Origin of the sequence: Bacteroides sp. 44_46 (assembly GCF_001915465.1) — a bacterium.
Lineage (GTDB): Bacteria > Bacteroidota > Bacteroidia > Bacteroidales > Bacteroidaceae > Bacteroides > Bacteroides clarus.
Map to the genome: position 1 here is coordinate 1 of NZ_MNQO01000016.1, position 20,427 is coordinate 20,427.

A 20,427-nucleotide genomic window follows, 5' to 3' on the forward strand; every position below is an offset into this window, starting at 1 on the left:
TAGCAATGATAAAATGAAATTCTGGTGCGTTAGTTCAGTTGGTTAGAATACATGCCTGTCACGCATGGGGTCACGGGTTCGAGTCCCGTACGCACCGCAATAAACATTGAAAATCAATAGTTTACAAAGAAAACACCCAGTTTTACACCCCACTAATGTAAAACTGGGTGTTTTTGTTTATTTAAGTTCTCCCGTTCGTCTCCGCCGCTGATGCGGACTGCATATCTATAAACCGCAAAACGTTTTGTGATTCTTTTTCAAATCGCTTTGTGAGTGTTTTGTACTTGTTGACACAAAACAAATTGTGATTTTTTATTTATTTTCCAATACCATTTAAACGGTTCTCAAAAAGGGATTAAAAACACCCCAAACCATTCCCAATTGTTATCTTTGTATAGCTTGGGGAAAGCACACATATAATAAGTAATGGTGATGAAACCACTTTTCTTGTATATTAATTCCACTATCTCATTTAACTTCTTCCGAGCAAAAGTAATTCATTTGATTTGAATTATATACGGTCCTATCTCAGAATCAAGGATTCTGGTATAAATATCCGTAAATCGTATACAAGCCGGCTTATTCAATCGCGGTAAATTTGCAATCAGAAAATGAACAATGAAAAACATAGAAGATTATGGATCGCAGAATTTTTTTAAGGACAGCATCGAGTTTTGCACTACTCGCAGCCGGAGCTACAACGGGTGTTTCCCGTGTGTTTGCTGAACCTTCATCTTCTTGGACGAGAAATTCGTCTGATGAAAACACACCGAATACGAACAATGCGATGGAGTATCGCACGCTCGGAGGATTGGATGTATCGGCTATCGGTCTGGGTTGCCTGCCGATGGTGGGTTATTACGGCGGAAAGTACGATAAAAAGGATATGATTACTCTGATTCGCCAGGCATACGATAAAGGTGTCACCTTTTTCGATACGGCGGAGGTTTATGGCCCTTATACCAGTGAAGAGTGGGTCGGCGAGGCACTTGCCCCGTTTCGCAATAAAGTGAAAATCGGAACGAAGTTCGGTTTCGGTGTCGAGGAGAAACAACCGACCGCTATCAACAGTCGTCCCGACCATATCCGCCGGGCGGTGGAAGGTTCTTTGAAACGCCTACGTACCGACCATATTGACCTCTTGTATCAGCACCGTGTCGATCCGAAAGTACCGATGGAAGATGTGGCCGGAACGGTCAAAGATTTGATGCGGGAGGGAAAAGTTCTGCATTGGGGACTGTCGGAAGCGAGTGCCCGTTCCATTCGTCGGGCGCATGCCGTCTGTCCGCTTTCGGCCGTGCAGAGCGAGTATGCCATCTGGTGGCGGGAGCCTGAAACCAAGATCTTTCCGACATTGGAAGAGCTTGGTATCGGCTTCGTACCTTATTGTCCGCTGGGGCGTGCGTTCCTCACGGGGGTAATCGGCGAGAACAGCCGTTTCTATGAGGGTGACCGCCGTTGGAACCTGCCGCAATTCACCCCCGAAGCTTTGAAGCACAATATGCCGCTTGTAGCTTTAGTCCGTAAATGGGCCGAGCGCAAGGGAGTTACACCTGCACAATTTGCTTTGATATGGATGTTATCTCGCAAATCGTGGATCGCTCCGATACCCGGTACGACCAATCCGGTACACTTGAATGACCTGCTCGGTGCGGGAACCGTCCGTCTCTCTGCTTGGGAAATGGAGGAGTTCGATAAGGAGTATGCCCAAATTGACTTGATGGGGCATCGTGCTGATCCGTTCACCGAAAGTCAAATAGATAAATAAAGAAATCATCATGGTAAAAACAATTTTGGGTGTTCTGTCACTGCTTGTCATGTTATCGTGCAGTACTACCGTGAAAGAGAACACTATACAACCTAATATAATGGAAACAAACAAAAAAAATCTCGGAAATCTGCTGGCACTTTATCCCAAACCGATGACGGTTGTCGGGGCGGAGGTCGAAGGGAAAGTAAACTGGCTCGTGGTAGGACACACGGGAGTCATCGGTCATGACCGGATACTGGTCAGCATGAGTAAAAGTCATTATACGAATCAGGGCATAAAGAAGTCCAAGAGATTCTCCGTTAATCTTGTGAGCCGTGAGATGTTGCCGGAGGCCGACTATGTCGGGAGCGTAAGCGGTGTGACGGTAGATAAATCAGAGGTGTTTGCTTACCATATCGGTGCGCATGGTACCCCCGTTATAGATACGTCACCCCTCACAATGGAGTGTGAGGTGGTAGACATCTATGAAACTGAAGGTTTCGACAATTTCATTTGTGCGATAGTCAATACATACGCTGCTTCCGATGTGCTCGACAGTAACGGTAAGCTTGACTATACGAAGCTGAAACCCGTATTGTTTGAATTTCCTACTTACTCCTATCTTGCTACGGGAGAGATTATCGGCAAATGTCTGAATCTGGATAAACAACCGGGAATGTGCGCTAAAGAGCCGATGAATGTCGATGGTATCGTAAGGTTGTCGAAAATTGAGGTATATCCGCAGTATCTCGACGAATATATGAAATATGCGACCGAGGTAGGCGAAATCTCCTTACGTACCGAACCGGGCGTACTGACGATGTATGCAGTCGGTGAAACGGAGAATCTCTGTAAGATAACGATCCTCGAAACCTATGCGAGCCGTGAGGCATACGAGAAGCATATCGCTTCAAAACATTTTCAGAAGTACAAGCAGGGAACGCTACATATGGTCAAATCGTTAGTTTTGTCCGACCAGACACCACTCAATCCAGCTAACAAACTCAATAATTTCATGCAATAAAATGAATATGAAAAAGTTATTATTAATTTCACTGTTGCTGCTAACTGCCCTGTCAATGGCAGCCTGCGGCGGCTCCGACCATGAACCGTTTAGTCCCGAACAACCGGAAACCTCCGAACAACCGGAAGGAAATGAGAATACGCCCAATACGCCGATATCCGGTGGTAACGGCCACTATTTGGTACTGTATGCTTCACGTACGAACAATACGGAACGGGTGGCACGACGGATTCAGACGACACTTGACTGCGATATATTGGCAGTCGAGCCGCAAGTACCTTACGAGGATGACTACAACGCCATGTTGGAACGTTCACAGGAAGAGTTGGCCGCTATCCGACAAGGTAATTATCCTACTATTAAAACAATGTTGGAAAACTTTGATAATTACGACATAGTCTTCATTGGTTATCCTATTTGGTACGGCAGTATGGCGACACCGATGCAGACATTCCTGCACGAACACGCTGCGAAACTCGCCGGCAAACGGATTGCTTTGTTTGCCACTAGCGGTAGTAGCGGAATCTCGACTTCGGTTAGCGAAGCCCGCAGCCTTTGTCCGGATGCAACCATAATTGACCGGACTTTATTATTAACCTCTTCAACTCTCTCTCAAATGGAAAATCGTATTACAGAATGGCTCAATGGGATTGGAGCCGAACGGGAAGAACCCGAAACTCCCGATACATCTTCATTGAATGTAAACATTACAACCGGTAACCGCACTATCACTGCTACAATGGAAGACAATGCCGCTGCACGGGATTTTCTCTCACGCCTGCCCCTTGAGATAACGCTGAACGATTATAACAATACGACGGAAAAGATTTTCTATCCCGATCCGGCTCTGACGACCGAAGGTGTCACATGGGGCTGTACTCCTGCGCCCGGTGATATAACTATCTATGCACCGTGGGGCAATGTAGCGATTTTCTGTAAGAGTTGGTCACATAGTCGTGATTTGATTAAGATTGGTCGTATCGACGGAAATGGTATTGAAGTGTTAAGTGTAGCCGGGGATATATCCGTGAAAATAGAAAGGAGATAAGAGACAAAAACGGATAAATTCAAAGAATATGCAAAAAAGCGTAAGTCTTAATCATAAAATTGAAAACTAAGAAAAATAATGAAAGTAATATCGAATACTGAATTTGGTGGGGAAAGGCCTTTATTTGAATCGCATGACCTCCGATTGGAGAACGTCGTTATCCGTGCCGGGGAGTCGGCTATTAAGGAGTGTAGTAACATCGAGGCCGTCGATTGCCGGTTCGAGGGAAATTATCCTTTTTGGCACGTGCATGGTTTCGTTATCGACCGTTGTTTTTTCGATGTGGGCGGACGTTCGGCATTGTGGTACTCCGATCATCTGAAAATGACGAACACACGTATCGACGCCCCAAAAATGTTCCGTGAAATGCACGACATTGAAATCGAGAACGTAGAGATGACGGATGCCGACGAAGTGTTCTGGCGTTGCAAGAATCTGGACATCAAAAATCTGAAATTACATGGCGGTACTTATCCGTTCATGTTCAGCAGTAATATCCGCATCGACGGATTGGAAAGTAACAGCAAATACGTTTTCCAGTATGTGAAGAATGTGGAGTTGCGTAATGCCAAAATCACCACGAAAGACGCTTTCTGGGAGGTGGAAAATGTGACGATTTACGATTCCGAACTCAATGGTGAATACTTGGGTTGGCATTCGCATAACCTTCGGTTGGTGAATTGCCACATTACCGGCGAGCAACCGCTCTGCTATGCCCACGACCTTGTGTTGGAGAACTGTACTTTCGGTCCCGACTGCGACCGGGCTTTCGAGTATAGTTCGGTGCAGGCGACCATCAAAGGCGCAATAGGCGGAGTGAAGAATCCGCGAACGGGTTGTATCACTGCCGAGAGCTATGGGGAGATTATTCTCGACGAGCATATCAAGGCTCCCGCCGACTGCAAGCTGAGACTTTGGGACGAGAAGACCTGCTTTACCGATTGACACTTTTGCAAATCACTTAAAAAGATAAGTTATGACATACGATTTCGACATGATTGTCCCACGTCGTGGGACAGGCTCTTATAAGTGGGATACTCCTGAAGAGGAGAATGTGCTGCCTATGTGGGTGGCGGATATGGATTTCCGTACAGCACCGGCTATTATTGAAGCACTGCAAAAACGGGTGGAACATGGTATTTTCGGCTATGCCAAAGTGCCCGAAACCTATTATGATGCGGTCGTCAGATGGTTCGAGAGCCGTCACCGCTGGCGGATTAATCCTCAATGGATAATCTATACGAGCGGCGTAGTACCGGCTCTGTCGGCTGTTATCAAAGCCCTGACCGTACCGGGCGACAAAGTAATCGTCCAGACCCCGGCATACAACTGTTTTTATTCGTCGATTCGCAATAACGGATGCGAATTGTCGGTCAATAACCTCATTTACCAAGATGGTCGCTATGCAATGGACTTCAAAGATCTTGAAGCGAAAGCGGCCGATCCGAAGGCGAAAATCCTGCTATTGTGCAATCCCCACAATCCGGTCGGACGGGTCTGGACGCCGGAAGAACTGCGGCGTATCGGTGATATCTGTTTGCGCAACGGGGTGTTTGTTGTGGCGGATGAGATCCATTGCGAATTGACCTATGAGGGACATGATTACACGCCTTTTGCCTCCCTGTCCGAGTGCTTTCTGCAAAACTCTGTAACCTGTGTTTCACCGAGTAAGGCGTTCAATCTTGCCGGACTGCAAATCGCCAATATCATTGCGGCTGACAAGGAGGTACGCCGTCGTATCGACCGCGCCATCAATATCAACGAAGTGTGCGATGTCAATCCGTTCGGCATTATCGCTACGATAGCGGCTTATAACGATAGTGGTCATTGGCTCGATGCTTTGCGGAAATACCTGTGGGAGAATTACGAATATCTCTGCCACTTTTTCGAGGAGCACTTGCCGCAATATTCTGTGCTACCGCTTGAAGGGACTTATCTGGTTTGGATAGACTGCCGGGCATCCGGTATCGGTTCGGATGCCATAACTCTGCGGTTGCAAAAGGAACAAAAACTGCTGGTTAATTCCGGTACGATGTACGGACCCGGCGGAGAGGGATTCATACGCCTGAATATCGCTTGTCCCCGGATATTACTTGCTGACGGATTGGAACGTATTCTAAAATATATAAGGAAGCATATGAGGCTGCTCCCTCATGGTAAAATCAGATAGCTGCTTCCTGAAGCAGTTCGATAATAAGCTGTCTATAAAAAATAAAAACACTATGAAAGAAAAAAATCAAAAAAGAATCAGCCGGCGCGGATTTCTGAAAAGAGCGGCGTTAGTGAGTGCGGCATTGGCCGTACCTTCGGGGTTCAGTGAAGTTTTTGCTTCAGAGACTGAACAAGTGGAAACATCCGATATTAATACCGATGTAGCACGTATCAAGGGACATCGTGTATTGGGTACGGGTAAGGCGGCATTGGAGGTTTCCGCACTTGGTTTCGGCATAATGGGCATGACCTACAACCGCAGCCAACATCCGGACAAAAAACAATGTATCCGGCTGTTACATGAAGCTGTGGAGCGCGGGATAACGCTCTTTGATACAGCCATTGTTTACGGACCGCTGACCAACGAGAATTTAGCCGGAGAAGCTTTATCCGAATTCAAAGGGCGGATTAACGTAACGACCAAATTCGGGCATGAAGTCATTGACGGCAAGGCTACGGGACGCCAGGACAGCCGACCGGAGACTATCCGCCGCTATTGCGAGGAGTCACTCCGCCGTTTGCGGCTTGATTCGCTGCCGATGTTCTATCAGCATCGTGCCGACCCGAATACTCCGGCCGAGGAAGTAGCGGCTACCATTGCCGACCTGATCAAGGAGGGAAAAGTACAACGCTGGGGTATGTGTGAAGTTAGTGCCGAGACTATCCGTAAAGCTCACGCTATTTGTCCGCTGACGGCCATCCAAAGCGAGTATCATTTAATGCATCGCTTGGTAGAAGATAACGGAGTGCTGGATGTATGTCGGGAGCTGGGTATCGGTTTTGTTCCGTACAGCCCCCTGAATCGTGGCTTTTTGGGTGGATGTATTAACGAATACACGGTTTTTGATGTAAACAATGATAACCGCCAGACCTTGCCGCGCTTCCAACCCGAAGCCATGCGTGCGAATATCCGCATCGTGAATGTGCTGCAAGCTTTCGGTCGCACGCGAGGCATGACTTCGGCACAAGTGGCACTTGGGTGGTTGCTTCAGAAAGCGCCGTGGATTGTGGCTATTCCGGGAACGACAAAACTGTCGCATCTGGAGGAGAACCTGCGTACACTCGATTTCAACATGACTTCCGGAGAATGGAAAGAACTGGAAGATACCGTAGCGGCGATTCCCGTTGTCGGAGACCGTTATAATGCCGAGCAACAACGTCAGGTAGGTCGCTAAAGCACCAGTAAATAAGGTAGTATAATCTGTTATTTATCTCCCGACTGAACAGAGAAGCTACCTTATTTTTGTATTTTGAAAGCGGTTGTTACCACGAACTCTAATTATTTATTCTGTTTGAGCAGTGCTATAAACTCCTCGAATGATATGATGGTTTCATGTTTTGGGGGTAACTCTAAATAGGTTTCTTGCAGTCCTCGTATGTTTCGCTGAATCAGTGGAAATTCTTTCTTACGACAGGCTTCAAAGAATGTTTTGTTTAACATGATAACTCTTATGGCTATATTTCCATTCGGTTTGATTTTTGCAATATGAACAATGACGTGCAACTTGCCTTTGCCTGCTTTTTGTTTGTTGAAAGAGTTTTTGACTTTATCCGGTCTGATCCATAGTGTGTCTTCCGGCTTGACGCTTATATTAGGACCTGTAACTTCTACATACGTATCGGGGACGATTACATATAAATCGGCGTCTCCTTTTGTTAAACCATAGTCTGATGCGCTCCCCGATAGAAAATCTTCGCTTCCGGCTCCGAGGCCTACTTCCAGCGTTTTAAAGCCTGTTTTGCTTTCTATCAGTTCTTTCACGAATATCTCTTTCTTGCTGGATATTTCCCAGTATTCTTTATAGGCTTCTTTCCAATAGTTCTTATCCATAATATATAAATTTAAAGCGCATATTTGTTGTTGTCGGAAGTATTAATGCGGGTACCTCTAATCAGTGTCTTACAAATGTAGGATATTTTTTTGTCGGAAAGTAATTTGAGAGATAAATTTATTGGGGAAGACTTATGTTGTAAGATTTTGAGCGCAAAGATACGGTATTATTTATTATGCAGTTCTTTTTATTGCTTATCTTTGCAGCCGCATTTATTGATTGATACAGATTGTCTGAGATTATTATATTATGAAACAGAAACGAATACCGTTGGTAGGAGAACAATATCTTGTTCCTTTTATATTGATAACTTCTCTCTTTTTCCTGTGGGGATTTGCACATGCCATTCTGGACGTGCTGAATAAGCATTTTCAGGAGTTGCTGGATATTACAAAGGCACATTCGGCTTTTATTCAAGCGATGATGTATATGGGTTATTTCGTAATGGCTATTCCTGCGGGATTGTTTATAAGCCGTTTCGGATATCGCAGGGGAGTAGTCTTCGGATTACTGCTATATGGTATCGGGTCGTTGCTGTTTATTCCCGGACAATATTATCTTTCGTTCAATATGTTTCTGTTTGCCCTTTTTGTCATCGGTTGCGGACTGACATTTCTTGAAACGGCCGCCAATCCTTATGCTACGGAATTGGGGGCAAAAGAAACGGCTGCCAGTCGTTTGAACTTTGCTCAGTCGTTCAATGGATTGGGATGTATTTGCGCCCCTGTACTGGCAGGATTGCTTTTGTTTTCGGAAGACGGGAGCGGCAGTGCGGGCAATGTGGCGCTACCTTATGTCGGCATGGGGATAGTGGTGTTGCTGGTGGCGCTGGTTTTCTCGAAAATTAAGCTGCCCGAAATAGAGCATGGTGTAGAGGTGGATGAGACCGGGCACAAAATAGGGTTATGGTCGCATAAACTCTTTATCTTTGGCTTATTGGCTCTGTTTGCTTATGAGATAGGTGAAATTTCCATTAATAGCTTTTTTATCAATTATGTAGTGGAACAAGGCTGGATGAATGCCCGTGAAGCTTCATTGGTACTCTCATTCGGCGGGCTGGGCTTATTTATGCTGGGACGTTTTGCGGGCAGTTGGATTATGGGGCGTGTACGTGCGGAGAAAATGTTGCTGGTCTGCGCTACGGGAACGGTGGTGACTACTTTGGTGGTATTGCTTGATGTCGGTATGGTGTCATTGATAGCGTTGCTCTGCGGATATGCCTTCGAGGCTATTATGTTCCCCACGATTTTTGCCCTTTCTCTGAGAGGGCTGGGTAACCATACCAAGCGCGCTTCTTCTTTCCTGATGATGTCTCCGGTAGGCGGGGTAGTGGGGCCTTTGTTAATGGGACTTGTAGCAGATTACACAACAATGGTAATGGCATTTACCGTACCTTTGGCGGCTTATTGCGTAGTATGGTGCTATGCGCGCAAGATGTTGTCCGTGGCAGGAAAGGTACGATAAAGAGCTTGTCAATATAAGATATATCCGGCTACTCCTGCAAGTATTATCAGCAGGATAGGATGCATATTCCACTTCCAGGTTACTCCGAAAGCGGCCGCGAAGATTAGGATGCTCTTGTAATCTATGAAATTTTCCTTGTTCATCAGTAACAAGGCGGCAGCGGCAATCAGTGAGACAGACATCGGTAACAGTCCCGACATGGCTGCTTTGATGTATTTGTTATCCCTGCATTTTACGAAGAAATAAGAGATGAGCAGTACCAGTATGAACGAGGGCAGACAGACTGCCACCGTAGCCGCGATAGCTCCCCATATGCTTTGAGTAACGGTGTAGCCTACATAAGTGGCGCTGTTGATGCCGATAGGTCCCGGGGTCATTTGTGAGATGGCCACAACATCGGTAAATTGCTGGAGCGTGAGCCAGTGATAATGGTCTACTACTTCATATTGAATTAAGGAAAGCATGGCATAGCCGCCTCCGAATCCGAACATTCCGATTTTCAGATATACTAAAATTAATTGCCAGTAAATCATGCTTGTAGTTTTGTCAGTTTATCTTTTAACCATAATGTGTAAATCAGTCCGCCTGCAATTCCTGCCAGTACGATATATACGGGTGACAGACCGCATTGCCAAATAAGCAATGTGGCGATGGCGGGAAGTACCAGTTGCCGGTATTTCAGTTTCAAGGCGCGTGCGGCGGAAATACAGGGAAATACGATTAAAGCGACCACCGCCGGGCGGATGCCATTGAAGATGCGTATCATAGTCTGATTATCCTGAAAGTGCGCAAAGAACATGGCTATCAGCATCATAATGACGAAAGACGGAAGTATGGTAGCCAGGGCGCATACCAGACTGCCTTTTACCTTATGCAGTTTGTAGCCTACAAAGATGGATATGTTTACCGCAAATACTCCCGGTAGCGATTGGGTTAGTGCGAACATCTCCATGAAATCATCTTTAGTCATCCATTTTTTATTTACAATTTCCCGTTCAATAAGGGGTATCATGGCATAGCCGCCACCAATGGTAAACATACCGATTTTGGCAAATGTAAGGAATAGAATCAGGTACTTCATTTTCTTTCTTGTATCTATACTAAAAGAGTTGCAATATAGGGAAAAAATCCCGTTATTGCAACTCTTTCATGTCTTATGTAAAGATGGAATTACTTCATCTTATTAAGGTTCTCCTGTGCTTTGTCCGGTTCTATAGTCAAGGCTTTGGTGAACCATTCCTTTGCTATCTCGGTATCTCCCGACAGCCATGCCAATACGCCCAGGTTATTCCATGCACGGGGATCGTCTTTTACTCTTTCCATGTATTGTTCCGCACGGTCAAAGTCACCATAAACGATGTTGGCGGAAGCAGCGTTGATATTGGCTATAATATCTGCCGGATAGTTGGTAGCGGCTATTTCGTAGACTTCTTTATATTCTTTTGTTCCCGGTTGGAAATTTTTGGCTACACCGTACATTTCCTGCAAGTTCAGCATTTTGGGATTGGTATAAATCAACGTTGCGGCTTCGGAGTTACGTACTTCGCGTATTTCATAGTCGATAGCGATGGACAGACGACGCAGACGAGGATAATATTCATTCATCATGGCACGGTAAGAAGCGGCGCCCAGTCCCGATTTCAGTCTGGCCTCACGCACGTCGGGGTTGGTATATTTATTGATGATTTCCAATGCTTTTTCTGCATATACGGGCTTGTCTTCTTCGAGCATCTTAACAAGGCTCTCCCAATCTTCACCGGCAGAGGTCACGTTCAGTATGCTGTCCGGGAAGTGATAGCTTCCTCTCAGGTAAAGAGCAAAAGAGTCGGCGCGTTTTGTTGCCACACGGTCGTTGGTCTTGGCAGAGCCGTCGGGTGAAGCGTATCCGCATACGTTGATGGCTTTGAAAGTTACCAAATCGCCTTCAGTCAGCGGATTCAGCGTTTCTTTCAGCTTTTGGAGCTCGGCGGAGTTGTTTTTGAAGTCGGCTTTGAATTCCGTACCGCCTACTGCATATTCTATATACAGGGTATTTTGTTCCGAACGCACTTTCAGAGGTTCTTCTGTCGGAGTAAGGTAGGATACCATGCTCATGCAAGGCTCGCAGATGGAACCTTTTTGTGGCAACGGTTCTTCTTCCACTACAACCACCGGCTCTATTACCTGAATCTCGGGTAAATCCAGCAGACAGCCGTATTTCTTTCTTCCTTCCTGCAATATCCACATATCCGCTTGGCTCATCCATTCTTCGTAGGGAATGCGTACGGTATAGTCCACCAGGTTCCGGCGGTCGGCAGACTTACCTTTGATGACGGTATAAGGCGCGTTGTAATATCCTTTCTTGGCAAGCTTACGGTCTTTGTGACGCATCTTGAACTTGCTCTTTCCGGTCACAACAACGGGCGGCAAGGTCTTGTAGTTCTTTCCGGCAAACAATACCGGAGTAAAAGCGTAAGATTGGGTACTGTTCACTTTTACAGCTTCCATATTAAACTTAAAGTCCAATGTCAGCGTATCGTTTTCCAAGGTCAATGCCGGTTTGGTGACTTTTACTTCACCTGCCATCGCGGCCAATGGCAGCATGGCAAACAGCAGGCAATATATTTTTTTCATATTCTTCTTGTTTTAGTTGATGAATTTAGAGTGATTGGGTTTCTACCGTTTTGTATTTACGCTTGTACTTCGGTCCGAAAGTGAAGTTGATACCCAGATTTACGTTGACGGCAGCACGGCTGATAGGAGCGTAGTAGGCCGGTTCGTATTTACACATGGGAACATCTGCGCCGATGAAGAAGTTGAAACCGCGCGGGTGGAAATTCAACATGATGCCGGCGTCGGAACCGAAGTTGGACAGAGCGTAGTTTACCGATGCTTCAAACCAAGAAAGGGGAGCGACATTGGCAGAAACGCGTGCTTCTGTCCACGAGTGCTTACCTTGCATGCGGGTGGTGGAGAGGAAACCGAAGTTCAGACGGTCGTAAGCGGGCAGAGTGTATTGAGCGCCCAGGTGCAGGGTAGCCGCAAGGGCGGTGGTACGCTTCATTCCTTCGCCCACTTTATCGAACTTTGCCAAGTCCGCCAGGTCGTCTACCAGTTCGTCTACTTGGGTATCCAGTTTTTTGTTATTGTTGCTTCCATCGTCTTTTACGGAGATTTCGCTAAAGCCGTCGAACGTAAAGTCTTTGCTCATTGTGCCTTTGGTGGTATTCTTCCATGATATGAAACCGAGGTCGAGCAAGGAAGCGGAGAATGTCCATTCATCGTTCAACTTGTAAGTCGCTCCCAAATCGATAGCCATACCGAAGCCTGTGGGACCGAGGTTGTCTGTATCGAAATCCAAATCATCGTAAGAAATCTGTCCGTCGGTACCTTCTTTCAAAGTTTGTGTTCTGTCTCCGTTGGCATCCAAGATATAGTCGTCTTCCTGATAGTTGCCGGTTTCGCCTTTGGTGGGTACAATAAGACCTTTGGCAGACATATATAGTTCGGCATTCTTCGGAGTGATGGTCCATTTGTCCTGAGAGGCAAGGATGTTCAGCTCGTCGATGTGCATGGTTGCTTTCGCCAATCCCACGAGTGCCTTTACTTTGGCGCCTACTGTCAGGCGTTCGTTGATTTCGCGTGCGTGGCCGAAAGCGATTTCCGCATAGTTGGTAGATACGATATTCAGGTTCTTCACATTGTAGCTGCTTCCTGTTTCGCTGGCTACTCCGTTTTTCATGAACTTAAAGAGTTCATCGGGCATGAAGAAGTTAGTGTTTGACTTAACGGAAATACCGAGCGTATTGAAACCGCCCCAGGCATGAAAACCTAAGGAAAGGATTGATTCGTCTACATTGACGCCTACTTTCAGTCTTTTGGGCAGCCCTTTCAGGAATTCGGCGCTACTGACTTCTTCGTTCATAAATGTAGTGAGGTCACCGTTGGCTTTCTTGAAGATAAAGTCACCTACACCACCTGTGGATTGCGCTCCGATGGTAAGATTTCCCAAGCCGGGAAGGCTGACATAGCCACGTTCGCCCATGAAGGCGGGATTTAGTTCGTGACGGTAGGTGCTTCCTTCCAGAAAATAGGTTGAACGGCTGTTCTGTGTCTGTGCCATTGCGTCACTGATTGCAAGTGTCGCTACTGCTCCGGACAGTATAATCGCTAAAACATTTGTTTTCATTCGTTTCGTTATATATGATTGTTGAATCTTTTGTTTGTATCGCATGAAATATATTTCTATTAGTTCAAATCAACTTTGATACCGTTAGGTATTTTGAGTTTCATGTCTGTAAGCTGTAACCATTGTGTACTTAATAACTGAACGTCGGTTGCTTGTCCCGGTACGGCTGTAACTTTCAGCTTCAGACCGTCCAACTTGCTGATAGCGCCTTCTGCAGTTTCGTTCAAGTTGATATTGAGCGTACTTGAAACTTCGGCTTTACCGTCTTTGCTTTCCGTGATGGTTCCTTCTACGGTCACGTCAATGTCTTTTATTACGTTTCCATTGGCATCCAGTGCGCTTACATTTTCGTTTTTGATTTCCATTGCCAAAGGAATGGTGTTGACAGCGTTGATAGAGAGAATGGCTTTCTTGATGTCTACATCTTCAAGGTCGAGGTCGAAATTGTCGATGGTTTCATCATATACGATTTTCAGGTTGCTGCCGAAGTTGAGGGGAACATCAATATCATAACTGCTATTTAAAATGTATTTTTGTCCTAATTCCACATTGTAATAATCGTCAGATTTTACAGTCGGTTCCAAATCCACTGTTATGTAGTCGGGTATGGTTTCGATTATGTCATTCAAATTGGGTACAACAACATTGGTAGCTCCTTCAATTGCGGTTGCAACACGTGTTAAAGAAATTGTTTGTTGGTTATCTCCACTTGGTTTTAAAATTATAGGATTGCCACCATTACCACTACCTATCTTTACGACTTTGGTTACTTGGCCGTTTTTGTATCCGGTCATAACTCCATCCATCTCAATATTCGTTTGCAACGGGTTGTTGGCTTTGAATGAGAAGATAGGATTGGTAATATCTAATTTTACCTCATCATCTTGCAGGAAGTCAGGAAGATTGGTTAATTCTACATTGGTAGGCTCCACATTCATTTCTGGCTTGATAGTTCCGAGAACATTATTAACAGTCATTGCTGCAAGAATAGCTGTAGGGCTGATATTTAAAGAACCACTTCCTTGAGCCTCATGTACAATTACATTTGTCTTTACTGTTATCTTTTGATTTTCTATTCTGATAATTCTGTCACCATTTTCTTCTTGAACTTTATTTCCTTCACCATATTTATTCCCAAATACATATTTGGTGATATACAAGTCTTTTGTGAAATTTGAGCCGTGAGGAATAACTTCACCACTAATAGTAAGTGTTTGACCATTTAGCCCGTTTTGCCCTTCTTTAAACTGTATAAAGTCAGGAAATATAATTGTCATATTCTCAATAGTGACATCGCTGTAGGATATATTACCGGTTGTTTCAATTTTAAAATTTAGTGTTAATTTTGTTGGCGTATTGGCCGTTAAAGCACCAATTTCTATAACAGCATTATCAATTTCATGAGCTTCAGTTTCAATTTTACCTTCGGATTCCTTATCGGATACCGAAACGTCTATTTTTGAGGGGTAGTTTGCATTACTGATTACTTCAATCAAATTAATCGGATTCTCGGAGTCATTAACCGTGACTAAATTTACCGATGTATTTGTCTCATCAATATTATCCGATTTCAATAAATGGTATTCTCCATTCTCTAATACCTGTAAATCATCTCCTTCTTCAATCTCAATGATTTTATCCAGTGTAATCTTCTCCGTATATCCCACAGGAATCGCCAAATGTTCGCCACCGGCACTGATTGTCATGTCGATATCCTTGTTCAAGTCATAACTGTTATCGATACACGATGTAGTTATTCCTAACGATGTTAATAATAAGGCCACGGCTATAAGCGGTCTTTTCTTTGCGTTTAGAATCATAATTTTATTGTTTATAATTGTTTTGTTGTTTATTTATATTCAATATATGGAAAAATAGAACAGATAAAAGGTATTTCAGGCTATCTTCTAAAATCTGCGCAAATGTATGAATTTTATTTAATTAATAGCTGATAAGCCGTTAAAAAATAAGTTGGTAAGTGAAATAAGGTTGCTTATTTGCTTTAGGGACAAAATCGTTACGCTGAAAATCGTTCATGTCTTTAATAAGAAGAGACATTGCCAATATTTATTCGTTCCACCATGGTGGAACAGAAACTTCCCCATGATGGAACAAAAGTTTCTCCACGGTGGAACGAAAACTTTTCCATGGTGGAACGAATAAGCGTTAGTAGCCCAACCTCTTAAACAAAGAAACGGATTGTACTGAGATATGCGAATCAGGAGTGAAAGGAGTTAGAGAAGTTATCAGTCCGCAGGTGGCGGGCTTGGGAGTTAAAGCCGATACTGAGATAGTGTAACTTTTATATTTTTTGTTTATCAGTGTACTATGGTTTTATGTAGGAAACATAAATCATGGCATGTAAAATCTTTATTCTTAAAACTGCTTAAAAAGTGCTTAAGTCGTAAAGTTTAATATTTATCTTTGAACATTCGAAAATATTAAACCGCCAATACAGGATGATACAGATTATACAACTACAAGGAACGGACAAGCGGCTATATGAGCTTGTAGCACCATTGGTGATGAATCCTGATATCTTAAAGCAGAATTATAACTACCCCTTCCGTACATCGGAAGATTTTGTTTGGTTTGTGGCAGTAGACAAAAAGAAAGTCATAGGTTTTATACCGGTAGAAGAAAAGAAGAAAGAGTGTATCATTAATAATTATTATATAGAAGGTAATAATGAAAGTACACTGAAATTATTATTAGAGAAAGTTATATCGGAGACGACTGCGAGTAAGGAACTGACTTCGGTTACTTTCATGGAGCACTGTTCTCTTTTTAAGGAATTAGGCTTTTCGGAGGAAAAGGTCTGGACTCGCTACGTGAAAATGAAAAAAGATAAATAAGTATGGCCGCATCTAAAAATGTATACGAACTTGCGCAGGAACGTTTAGAACTGATTTTTAGAGAGTTCGATACAATATGCGTGTCGTTTTCCGGCGGGAAAGACAGTGGCGTATTGCTGAACTTATGCATAGATTACATCCGGCGCAATAATTTAAAGCGAAAGTTATGTGTGTTTCATATGGATTATGAGATACAATATACCGTAACCATAGATTATGTAGACCGTATATTGGAAGCCAATAAGGATATTCTGGAAGTCTATCGGGTATGTGTCCCTTTCAAAGTTACTACTTGCACATCCATGTATCAGAGTTATTGGCGTCCTTGGGATGAGAGCATGAAAGAACTTTGGGTGCGTCAGATGCCTCCGGGCTCTTATACGAAAGAGGCTTTTCCGTTCTATACGGAGAATATGTGGGATTATGAGTATCAGATGCATTTTGCCAAATGGCTGCATCTGCGAAAAGATGCGGTGCGTACCTGTTTCCTTATAGGTATTCGCACGCAGGAGAGCTTCAACCGCTGGCGCAGTATTCATCTGAACCGCAAATATCAGATGTATCATAATTACAGGTGGACTTCCAAAATAGGCAACGACATATTCAACGCTTATCCCATCTACGACTGGAAAACGACGGATATCTGGACTGCCAATGGAAAGTTCGGCTTCGATTATAACCATTTGTACGACTTGTATTATAAGGCAGGTGTCAATATAGAACGCCAGCGTGTGGCCAGCCCGTTTCTGTGCGAGGCGCAGGAGAGCCTTGCGTTGTATAAAGTGATAGACCCTAATACTTGGGGAAAAATGATAGGACGTGTCAATGGAGTGAACTTTACAGGTATTTATGGCGGTACTCACGCTATGGGCTGGCAGAGCGTACGCATTCCGAAAGGCTATACGTGGAAAGGCTTTATGCAGTTTCTGCTTTCTACCTTGCCCGAAGAAACCCGGCGCAACTATTTGAAGAAATTGACCGTCAGCATCGAGTTCTGGCGAACCAAAGGAGGATGTCTTAGCGAGAATACCATAAAAAAATTACAGAATGCGGGTATCCCCATCGAAGTGGTGAACTATACCAATTACAAAACAAACAAGAAACCTGTCCGCATGGATTATCTGGATGATATCGATATTACGGAATTCAGGGAGATACCTACTTATAAACGTATGTGCATTTGTATTTTGAAGAATGACCATGCGTGTAAATACATGGGATTTGCCCTGACCAAAGAAGAGATATACAAGCGAGACAAAATAATGGAACAATTCAAAAATATGATGCTATGAGTGTAGATAAAAGTCCGGTATACAATGTAAAAGCGGTTCCCATAGAAAAGATACAAGCCAATGATTATAATCCGAATGTAGTGGCGCCGCCCGAAATGAAACTGTTGGAACTGTCCATCTGGGAAGATGGTTTTACAATGCCCTGCGTCTGCTATTACGACCGGGAGAAAGACAACTATATTTTGGTAGACGGATACCACCGCTATCAGGTGTTGAAAACTTCCAAACGGATTTATCAACGCGAGAACGGTTTGTTGCCGGTCGTTGTGATTGATAAGGAATTGTCCAACCGTATGGCATCCACAATCCGCCATAACCGTGCGCGTGGAACACATAACATCGAGCTGATGTGTAATATTGTCGCCGAACTGGATCATGCCGGCATGTCCGACCAGTGGATCATGAAGAATATAGGAATGGACCGTGACGAGCTGCTTCGTTTAAAGCAAATTTCGGGTTTGGCAGACTTGTTTGCCAATAAAGATTTCAGTATCCCCGATAACAAGCCGGAATATATTCCCTGACAATTGAAATAATCCTTTTACAAACTTGCATATTTTAACCAAATCGCCTACATTTGTCAGCACATAAGCAAAACAAACAGATTGTATGGTCTTCGGACATATAGAAATATAGTGCTGCATGAAAAAAATATTGGTTAGCGGTGGTGCCGGCTTTATAGGCTCTCATCTGTGTACCCGGTTGATTAAAGACGGACACAAAGTAATATGCTTGGATAATCTTTTCACCGGTTCGGAAGAGAATATAGCCCACCTGAAGGGGAATCCTCATTTTGAATTTGTGCTTCACGATGTGGAATTCCCTTATGAGGCGGAGGTCGATGAAATTTATAATCTGGCTTGTCCCGCATCCCCGATACATTATCAGCACGATGCCATAAAAACTATTAAAACTTCGGTATTGGGAGCTATTAATATGTTGGGACTGGCAAAAAAGACAAATGCGAAAATCATGCAGGCGTCTACCAGCGAAATCTATGGTGATCCTATCATACATCCCCAAGTGGAAAGTTATTGGGGAAATGTAAACCCGATCGGAATCCGTTCTTGTTATGATGAAGGCAAACGTTGCGCCGAAACGCTTTTTATGGATTATCATCGTCAGAACGGGATACGCATAAAGATTATACGTATTTTCAATACATATGGTCCGCGTATGTTGCCTGATGACGGGCGGGTGGTTTCTAATTTTGTGGTTCAGGCATTGCGGAACGAGGATATTACGATTTACGGCTCAGGCGCTCAAACTCGTAGTTTTCAGTATGTGGACGACTTGATAGAAGGAATGGTGCGGATGATGAATACGGAAGATGAGTTTATCGGTCCGATAAATTTGGGTAATCCCTGCGAATTCTCCATTCTTGAGCTGGCGGAGAAAGTCATTGAGCTGACAGGCTCCCAATCAAAGCTGATATTCAAACCGTTGCCGCACGATGATCCGAGACAACGAAAACCCGACATTACGTTGGCTAAAAGCAAACTGGACTGGCAACCTGCAATCGGGCTGGAGGAAGGCTTGCGCCGCATGATTGAATATTTCGGAAAGTATCGTTCTTGAATAAATATAATATCGATAACGGGAAAAAATATAATACAAAGATGAACATGGAAATAAATCCTTCCGAGTACAAGATTCTCATCGTAGATGATGTGATGTCCAACGTATTGTTGTTGAAAGTACTCTTGACAAATGAGAAGTTTGCGATTGCTACGGCAAACAACGGACAGCAGGCTTTGGAACAGGTGGAAAAAGAACATCCGGACTTAGTGTTGCTGGATGTGATGATGCCGGATTTAAGCGGATTTGAAGTTGCGCAGCGTCTCAAGTCAAACCCCGATACGGCAGATATTCCAATCATCTTTTTGACTGCATTGAACAGTACGACGGATATTGTGAAAGGCTTCCAGGTAGGGGCCAATGATTTTATATCCAAGCCTTTCAATAAGGAAGAACTGATAATTCGCGTCACTCATCAGATTTCATTGGTGGCGGCCAAACGTATTATTTTGAAGAAAACGGAAGAGTTGCAGCGTACCATTGCCGGACGTGACAAGCTGTATTCTGTGATTGCCCACGATTTGCGTTCTCCGATGGGCTCTATCAAAATGGTGCTGAATATGCTGATTCTTAACCTGCCTGTTGAGAAGATTGGCACCGAGATGCACGAGCTGCTGACAATGGCAAACCGGACAACAGAAGATGTTTTCTCATTATTGGATAACCTGCTGAAATGGACAAAGAGCCAAATCGGTAATCTGAATGTAGTCTATCAGGATATTGATGCAGTGGAAGTGATGGACAGCGTGATTGATGTATTCAATATGATAGCCGGCTTGAAGAAGATTACCATTCGTGAAGAAAAGCCGGAGAAGTTACCTGTCTGTGCCGATATTGATATGCTTAAAACCGTTATTCGCAACCTGTTGAGCAATGCCATCAAATTCAGTAATGAAAACTCCGAAGTGTTGGTGAAAATGGAAGAACAGGGAGATATGGTGGTGGTCAGCGTAAAAGATAACGGTTGCGGAATTGACGAAGAAGGGCAGAAAAAATTACTGCATACCGATACGCATTTCAGTACCTTCGGTACTAATAATGAAGAAGGTTCCGGATTAGGATTGCTGTTGTGTCAGGATTTTGTCGTGAAGAATGGCGGTAAGCTGTGGTTTACATCCAAGCAGGGAGAAGGATCGACATTCTATTTCTCTATCCCGTTGAAGAAATAAATAAGGAGGTCGTGTCAATACAAAAAACAAATAGTA

General features: G+C 44.1%; 18 protein-coding genes and 1 tRNA gene. 13 read left to right on the top strand and 6 right to left on the bottom strand.

The features are described 5' to 3' along the window. Positions 1-23 precede the first annotated feature (23 nt). From BHV73_RS08100 to BHV73_RS08130, 7 genes are all read left to right on the top strand, one after another. A tRNA-Asp gene (locus BHV73_RS08100) sits at positions 24-97 on the top strand. A gap of 540 nt (positions 98-637) precedes the next feature. Beyond that, on the top strand, positions 638-1,768 hold the full coding sequence (locus BHV73_RS08105; RefSeq protein WP_087411872.1) for an aldo/keto reductase: 1,131 nt from the start codon (positions 638-640) through the stop codon (positions 1,766-1,768). Between the two features lie 10 nt (positions 1,769-1,778). After that, positions 1,779-2,774 (top strand): flavin reductase, encoded by a 996-nt coding sequence (locus BHV73_RS08110; RefSeq protein ID WP_087411873.1) that lies wholly within the window; start codon positions 1,779-1,781, stop codon positions 2,772-2,774. A gap of 7 nt (positions 2,775-2,781) precedes the next feature. Beyond that, positions 2,782-3,822, top strand: a complete 1,041-nt coding sequence (locus tag BHV73_RS08115; RefSeq protein ID WP_087412036.1) for a cyclophilin-like fold protein — start codon at positions 2,782-2,784, stop codon at positions 3,820-3,822. Between the two features lie 78 nt (positions 3,823-3,900). Then, entirely contained in the window at positions 3,901-4,767 is an 867-nt protein-coding gene (locus tag BHV73_RS08120; protein WP_087411874.1) for a DUF3737 family protein, read from the top strand. Between the two features lie 31 nt (positions 4,768-4,798). Next, positions 4,799-5,992 (top strand): MalY/PatB family protein, encoded by a 1,194-nt coding sequence (locus BHV73_RS08125; RefSeq protein ID WP_087411875.1) that lies wholly within the window; start codon positions 4,799-4,801, stop codon positions 5,990-5,992. 52 nt (positions 5,993-6,044) lie between these two features. After that, positions 6,045-7,208 (top strand): aldo/keto reductase, encoded by a 1,164-nt coding sequence (locus tag BHV73_RS08130; RefSeq protein ID WP_087412037.1) that lies wholly within the window; start codon positions 6,045-6,047, stop codon positions 7,206-7,208. Between the two features lie 104 nt (positions 7,209-7,312). Here BHV73_RS08130 and BHV73_RS08135 read toward each other — a convergent pair whose 3' ends face one another. After that, a complete protein-coding gene (locus BHV73_RS08135; protein WP_022218801.1) occupies positions 7,313-7,864 on the bottom strand; it encodes a hypothetical protein in 552 nt (183 codons plus the stop codon). Positions 7,865-8,114: 250 nt separating this feature from the next. On the opposite strand from BHV73_RS08135, the gene BHV73_RS08140 reads away from it, so the two are divergent. Then, complete coding sequence (locus tag BHV73_RS08140; RefSeq protein ID WP_087411876.1) at positions 8,115-9,329, top strand: sugar MFS transporter; 1,215 nt, start codon at positions 8,115-8,117, stop codon at positions 9,327-9,329. Positions 9,330-9,337: 8 nt separating this feature from the next. Here the strand turns inward: BHV73_RS08140 and BHV73_RS08145 are convergent, their stop codons facing one another. The 5 genes from BHV73_RS08145 to BHV73_RS08165 form a co-directional block, all read right to left on the bottom strand. Then, positions 9,338-9,862, bottom strand: coding sequence for a chromate transporter (locus BHV73_RS08145; RefSeq protein WP_009121074.1), 525 nt, complete (start codon positions 9,860-9,862; stop codon positions 9,338-9,340). Beyond that, entirely contained in the window at positions 9,859-10,410 is a 552-nt protein-coding gene (locus tag BHV73_RS08150; RefSeq protein WP_009121073.1) for a chromate transporter, read from the bottom strand. The genes BHV73_RS08145 and BHV73_RS08150 overlap by 4 nt, the downstream gene beginning before the upstream one ends. 89 nt (positions 10,411-10,499) lie before the next feature. After that, positions 10,500-11,942 (bottom strand): DUF3868 domain-containing protein, encoded by a 1,443-nt coding sequence (locus tag BHV73_RS08155; RefSeq protein WP_087411877.1) that lies wholly within the window; start codon positions 11,940-11,942, stop codon positions 10,500-10,502. A 25-nt stretch (positions 11,943-11,967) separates the two neighbouring features. Further along, positions 11,968-13,542 carry a DUF5723 family protein gene (locus BHV73_RS08160; protein WP_009121071.1) on the bottom strand — a complete coding sequence of 525 codons (1,575 nt, stop codon included), beginning with the start codon at positions 13,540-13,542 and terminating at the stop codon, positions 11,968-11,970. A 14-nt stretch (positions 13,543-13,556) separates the two neighbouring features. Continuing rightward, positions 13,557-15,317, bottom strand: coding sequence for a hypothetical protein (locus BHV73_RS08165; RefSeq protein ID WP_195621176.1), 1,761 nt, complete (start codon positions 15,315-15,317; stop codon positions 13,557-13,559). A 639-nt stretch (positions 15,318-15,956) separates the two neighbouring features. On the opposite strand from BHV73_RS08165, the gene BHV73_RS08170 reads away from it, so the two are divergent. The 5 genes from BHV73_RS08170 to BHV73_RS08190 all read left to right on the top strand — a co-directional run bounded on the left by BHV73_RS08170 (position 15,957) and on the right by BHV73_RS08190 (position 20,391). Further along, positions 15,957-16,352 carry a hypothetical protein gene (locus BHV73_RS08170; protein WP_009121068.1) on the top strand — a complete coding sequence of 132 codons (396 nt, stop codon included), beginning with the start codon at positions 15,957-15,959 and terminating at the stop codon, positions 16,350-16,352. Positions 16,353-16,354: 2 nt separating this feature from the next. Next, positions 16,355-17,644, top strand: a complete 1,290-nt coding sequence (locus BHV73_RS08175; RefSeq protein ID WP_087411878.1) for a DUF3440 domain-containing protein — start codon at positions 16,355-16,357, stop codon at positions 17,642-17,644. Continuing rightward, positions 17,641-18,168, top strand: coding sequence for an IbrB-like domain-containing protein (locus BHV73_RS08180; RefSeq protein ID WP_009121066.1), 528 nt, complete (start codon positions 17,641-17,643; stop codon positions 18,166-18,168). The genes BHV73_RS08175 and BHV73_RS08180 overlap by 4 nt, the downstream gene beginning before the upstream one ends. A gap of 118 nt (positions 18,169-18,286) precedes the next feature. Further along, complete coding sequence (locus BHV73_RS08185) at positions 18,287-19,222, top strand: UDP-glucuronic acid decarboxylase family protein (protein WP_087411879.1); 936 nt, start codon at positions 18,287-18,289, stop codon at positions 19,220-19,222. Positions 19,223-19,263: 41 nt separating this feature from the next. Further along, on the top strand, positions 19,264-20,391 hold the full coding sequence (locus BHV73_RS08190) for an ATP-binding response regulator (protein ID WP_087411880.1): 1,128 nt from the start codon (positions 19,264-19,266) through the stop codon (positions 20,389-20,391). Positions 20,392-20,427: the final 36 nt, after the last annotated feature.

Excerpts from the sequence above, each read along its gene's own strand:
- BHV73_RS08105 (WP_087411872.1), top strand. The coding sequence starts at position 638 with ATGGATCGCAGAATTTTTTTAAGGACAGCATCGAGTTTTGCACTACTC.
- BHV73_RS08110 (WP_087411873.1), top strand. The coding sequence starts at position 1,779 with ATGGTAAAAACAATTTTGGGTGTTCTGTCACTGCTTGTCATGTTATCG.
- BHV73_RS08115 (WP_087412036.1), top strand. The coding sequence starts at position 2,782 with ATGAAAAAGTTATTATTAATTTCACTGTTGCTGCTAACTGCCCTGTCA.
- BHV73_RS08120 (WP_087411874.1), top strand. The coding sequence starts at position 3,901 with ATGAAAGTAATATCGAATACTGAATTTGGTGGGGAAAGGCCTTTATTT.
- BHV73_RS08125 (WP_087411875.1), top strand. The coding sequence starts at position 4,799 with ATGACATACGATTTCGACATGATTGTCCCACGTCGTGGGACAGGCTCT.
- BHV73_RS08130 (WP_087412037.1), top strand. The coding sequence starts at position 6,045 with ATGAAAGAAAAAAATCAAAAAAGAATCAGCCGGCGCGGATTTCTGAAA.
- BHV73_RS08135 (WP_022218801.1), bottom strand. The coding sequence starts at position 7,864 with ATGGATAAGAACTATTGGAAAGAAGCCTATAAAGAATACTGGGAAATA.
- BHV73_RS08140 (WP_087411876.1), top strand. The coding sequence starts at position 8,115 with ATGAAACAGAAACGAATACCGTTGGTAGGAGAACAATATCTTGTTCCT.
- BHV73_RS08145 (WP_009121074.1), bottom strand. The coding sequence starts at position 9,862 with ATGATTTACTGGCAATTAATTTTAGTATATCTGAAAATCGGAATGTTC.
- BHV73_RS08150 (WP_009121073.1), bottom strand. The coding sequence starts at position 10,410 with ATGAAGTACCTGATTCTATTCCTTACATTTGCCAAAATCGGTATGTTT.
- BHV73_RS08155 (WP_087411877.1), bottom strand. The coding sequence starts at position 11,942 with ATGAAAAAAATATATTGCCTGCTGTTTGCCATGCTGCCATTGGCCGCG.
- BHV73_RS08160 (WP_009121071.1), bottom strand. The coding sequence starts at position 13,542 with ATGCGATACAAACAAAAGATTCAACAATCATATATAACGAAACGAATG.
- BHV73_RS08165 (WP_195621176.1), bottom strand. The coding sequence starts at position 15,317 with ATGATTCTAAACGCAAAGAAAAGACCGCTTATAGCCGTGGCCTTATTA.
- BHV73_RS08170 (WP_009121068.1), top strand. The coding sequence starts at position 15,957 with ATGATACAGATTATACAACTACAAGGAACGGACAAGCGGCTATATGAG.
- BHV73_RS08175 (WP_087411878.1), top strand. The coding sequence starts at position 16,355 with ATGGCCGCATCTAAAAATGTATACGAACTTGCGCAGGAACGTTTAGAA.
- BHV73_RS08180 (WP_009121066.1), top strand. The coding sequence starts at position 17,641 with ATGAGTGTAGATAAAAGTCCGGTATACAATGTAAAAGCGGTTCCCATA.
- BHV73_RS08185 (WP_087411879.1), top strand. The coding sequence starts at position 18,287 with ATGAAAAAAATATTGGTTAGCGGTGGTGCCGGCTTTATAGGCTCTCAT.
- BHV73_RS08190 (WP_087411880.1), top strand. The coding sequence starts at position 19,264 with ATGAACATGGAAATAAATCCTTCCGAGTACAAGATTCTCATCGTAGAT.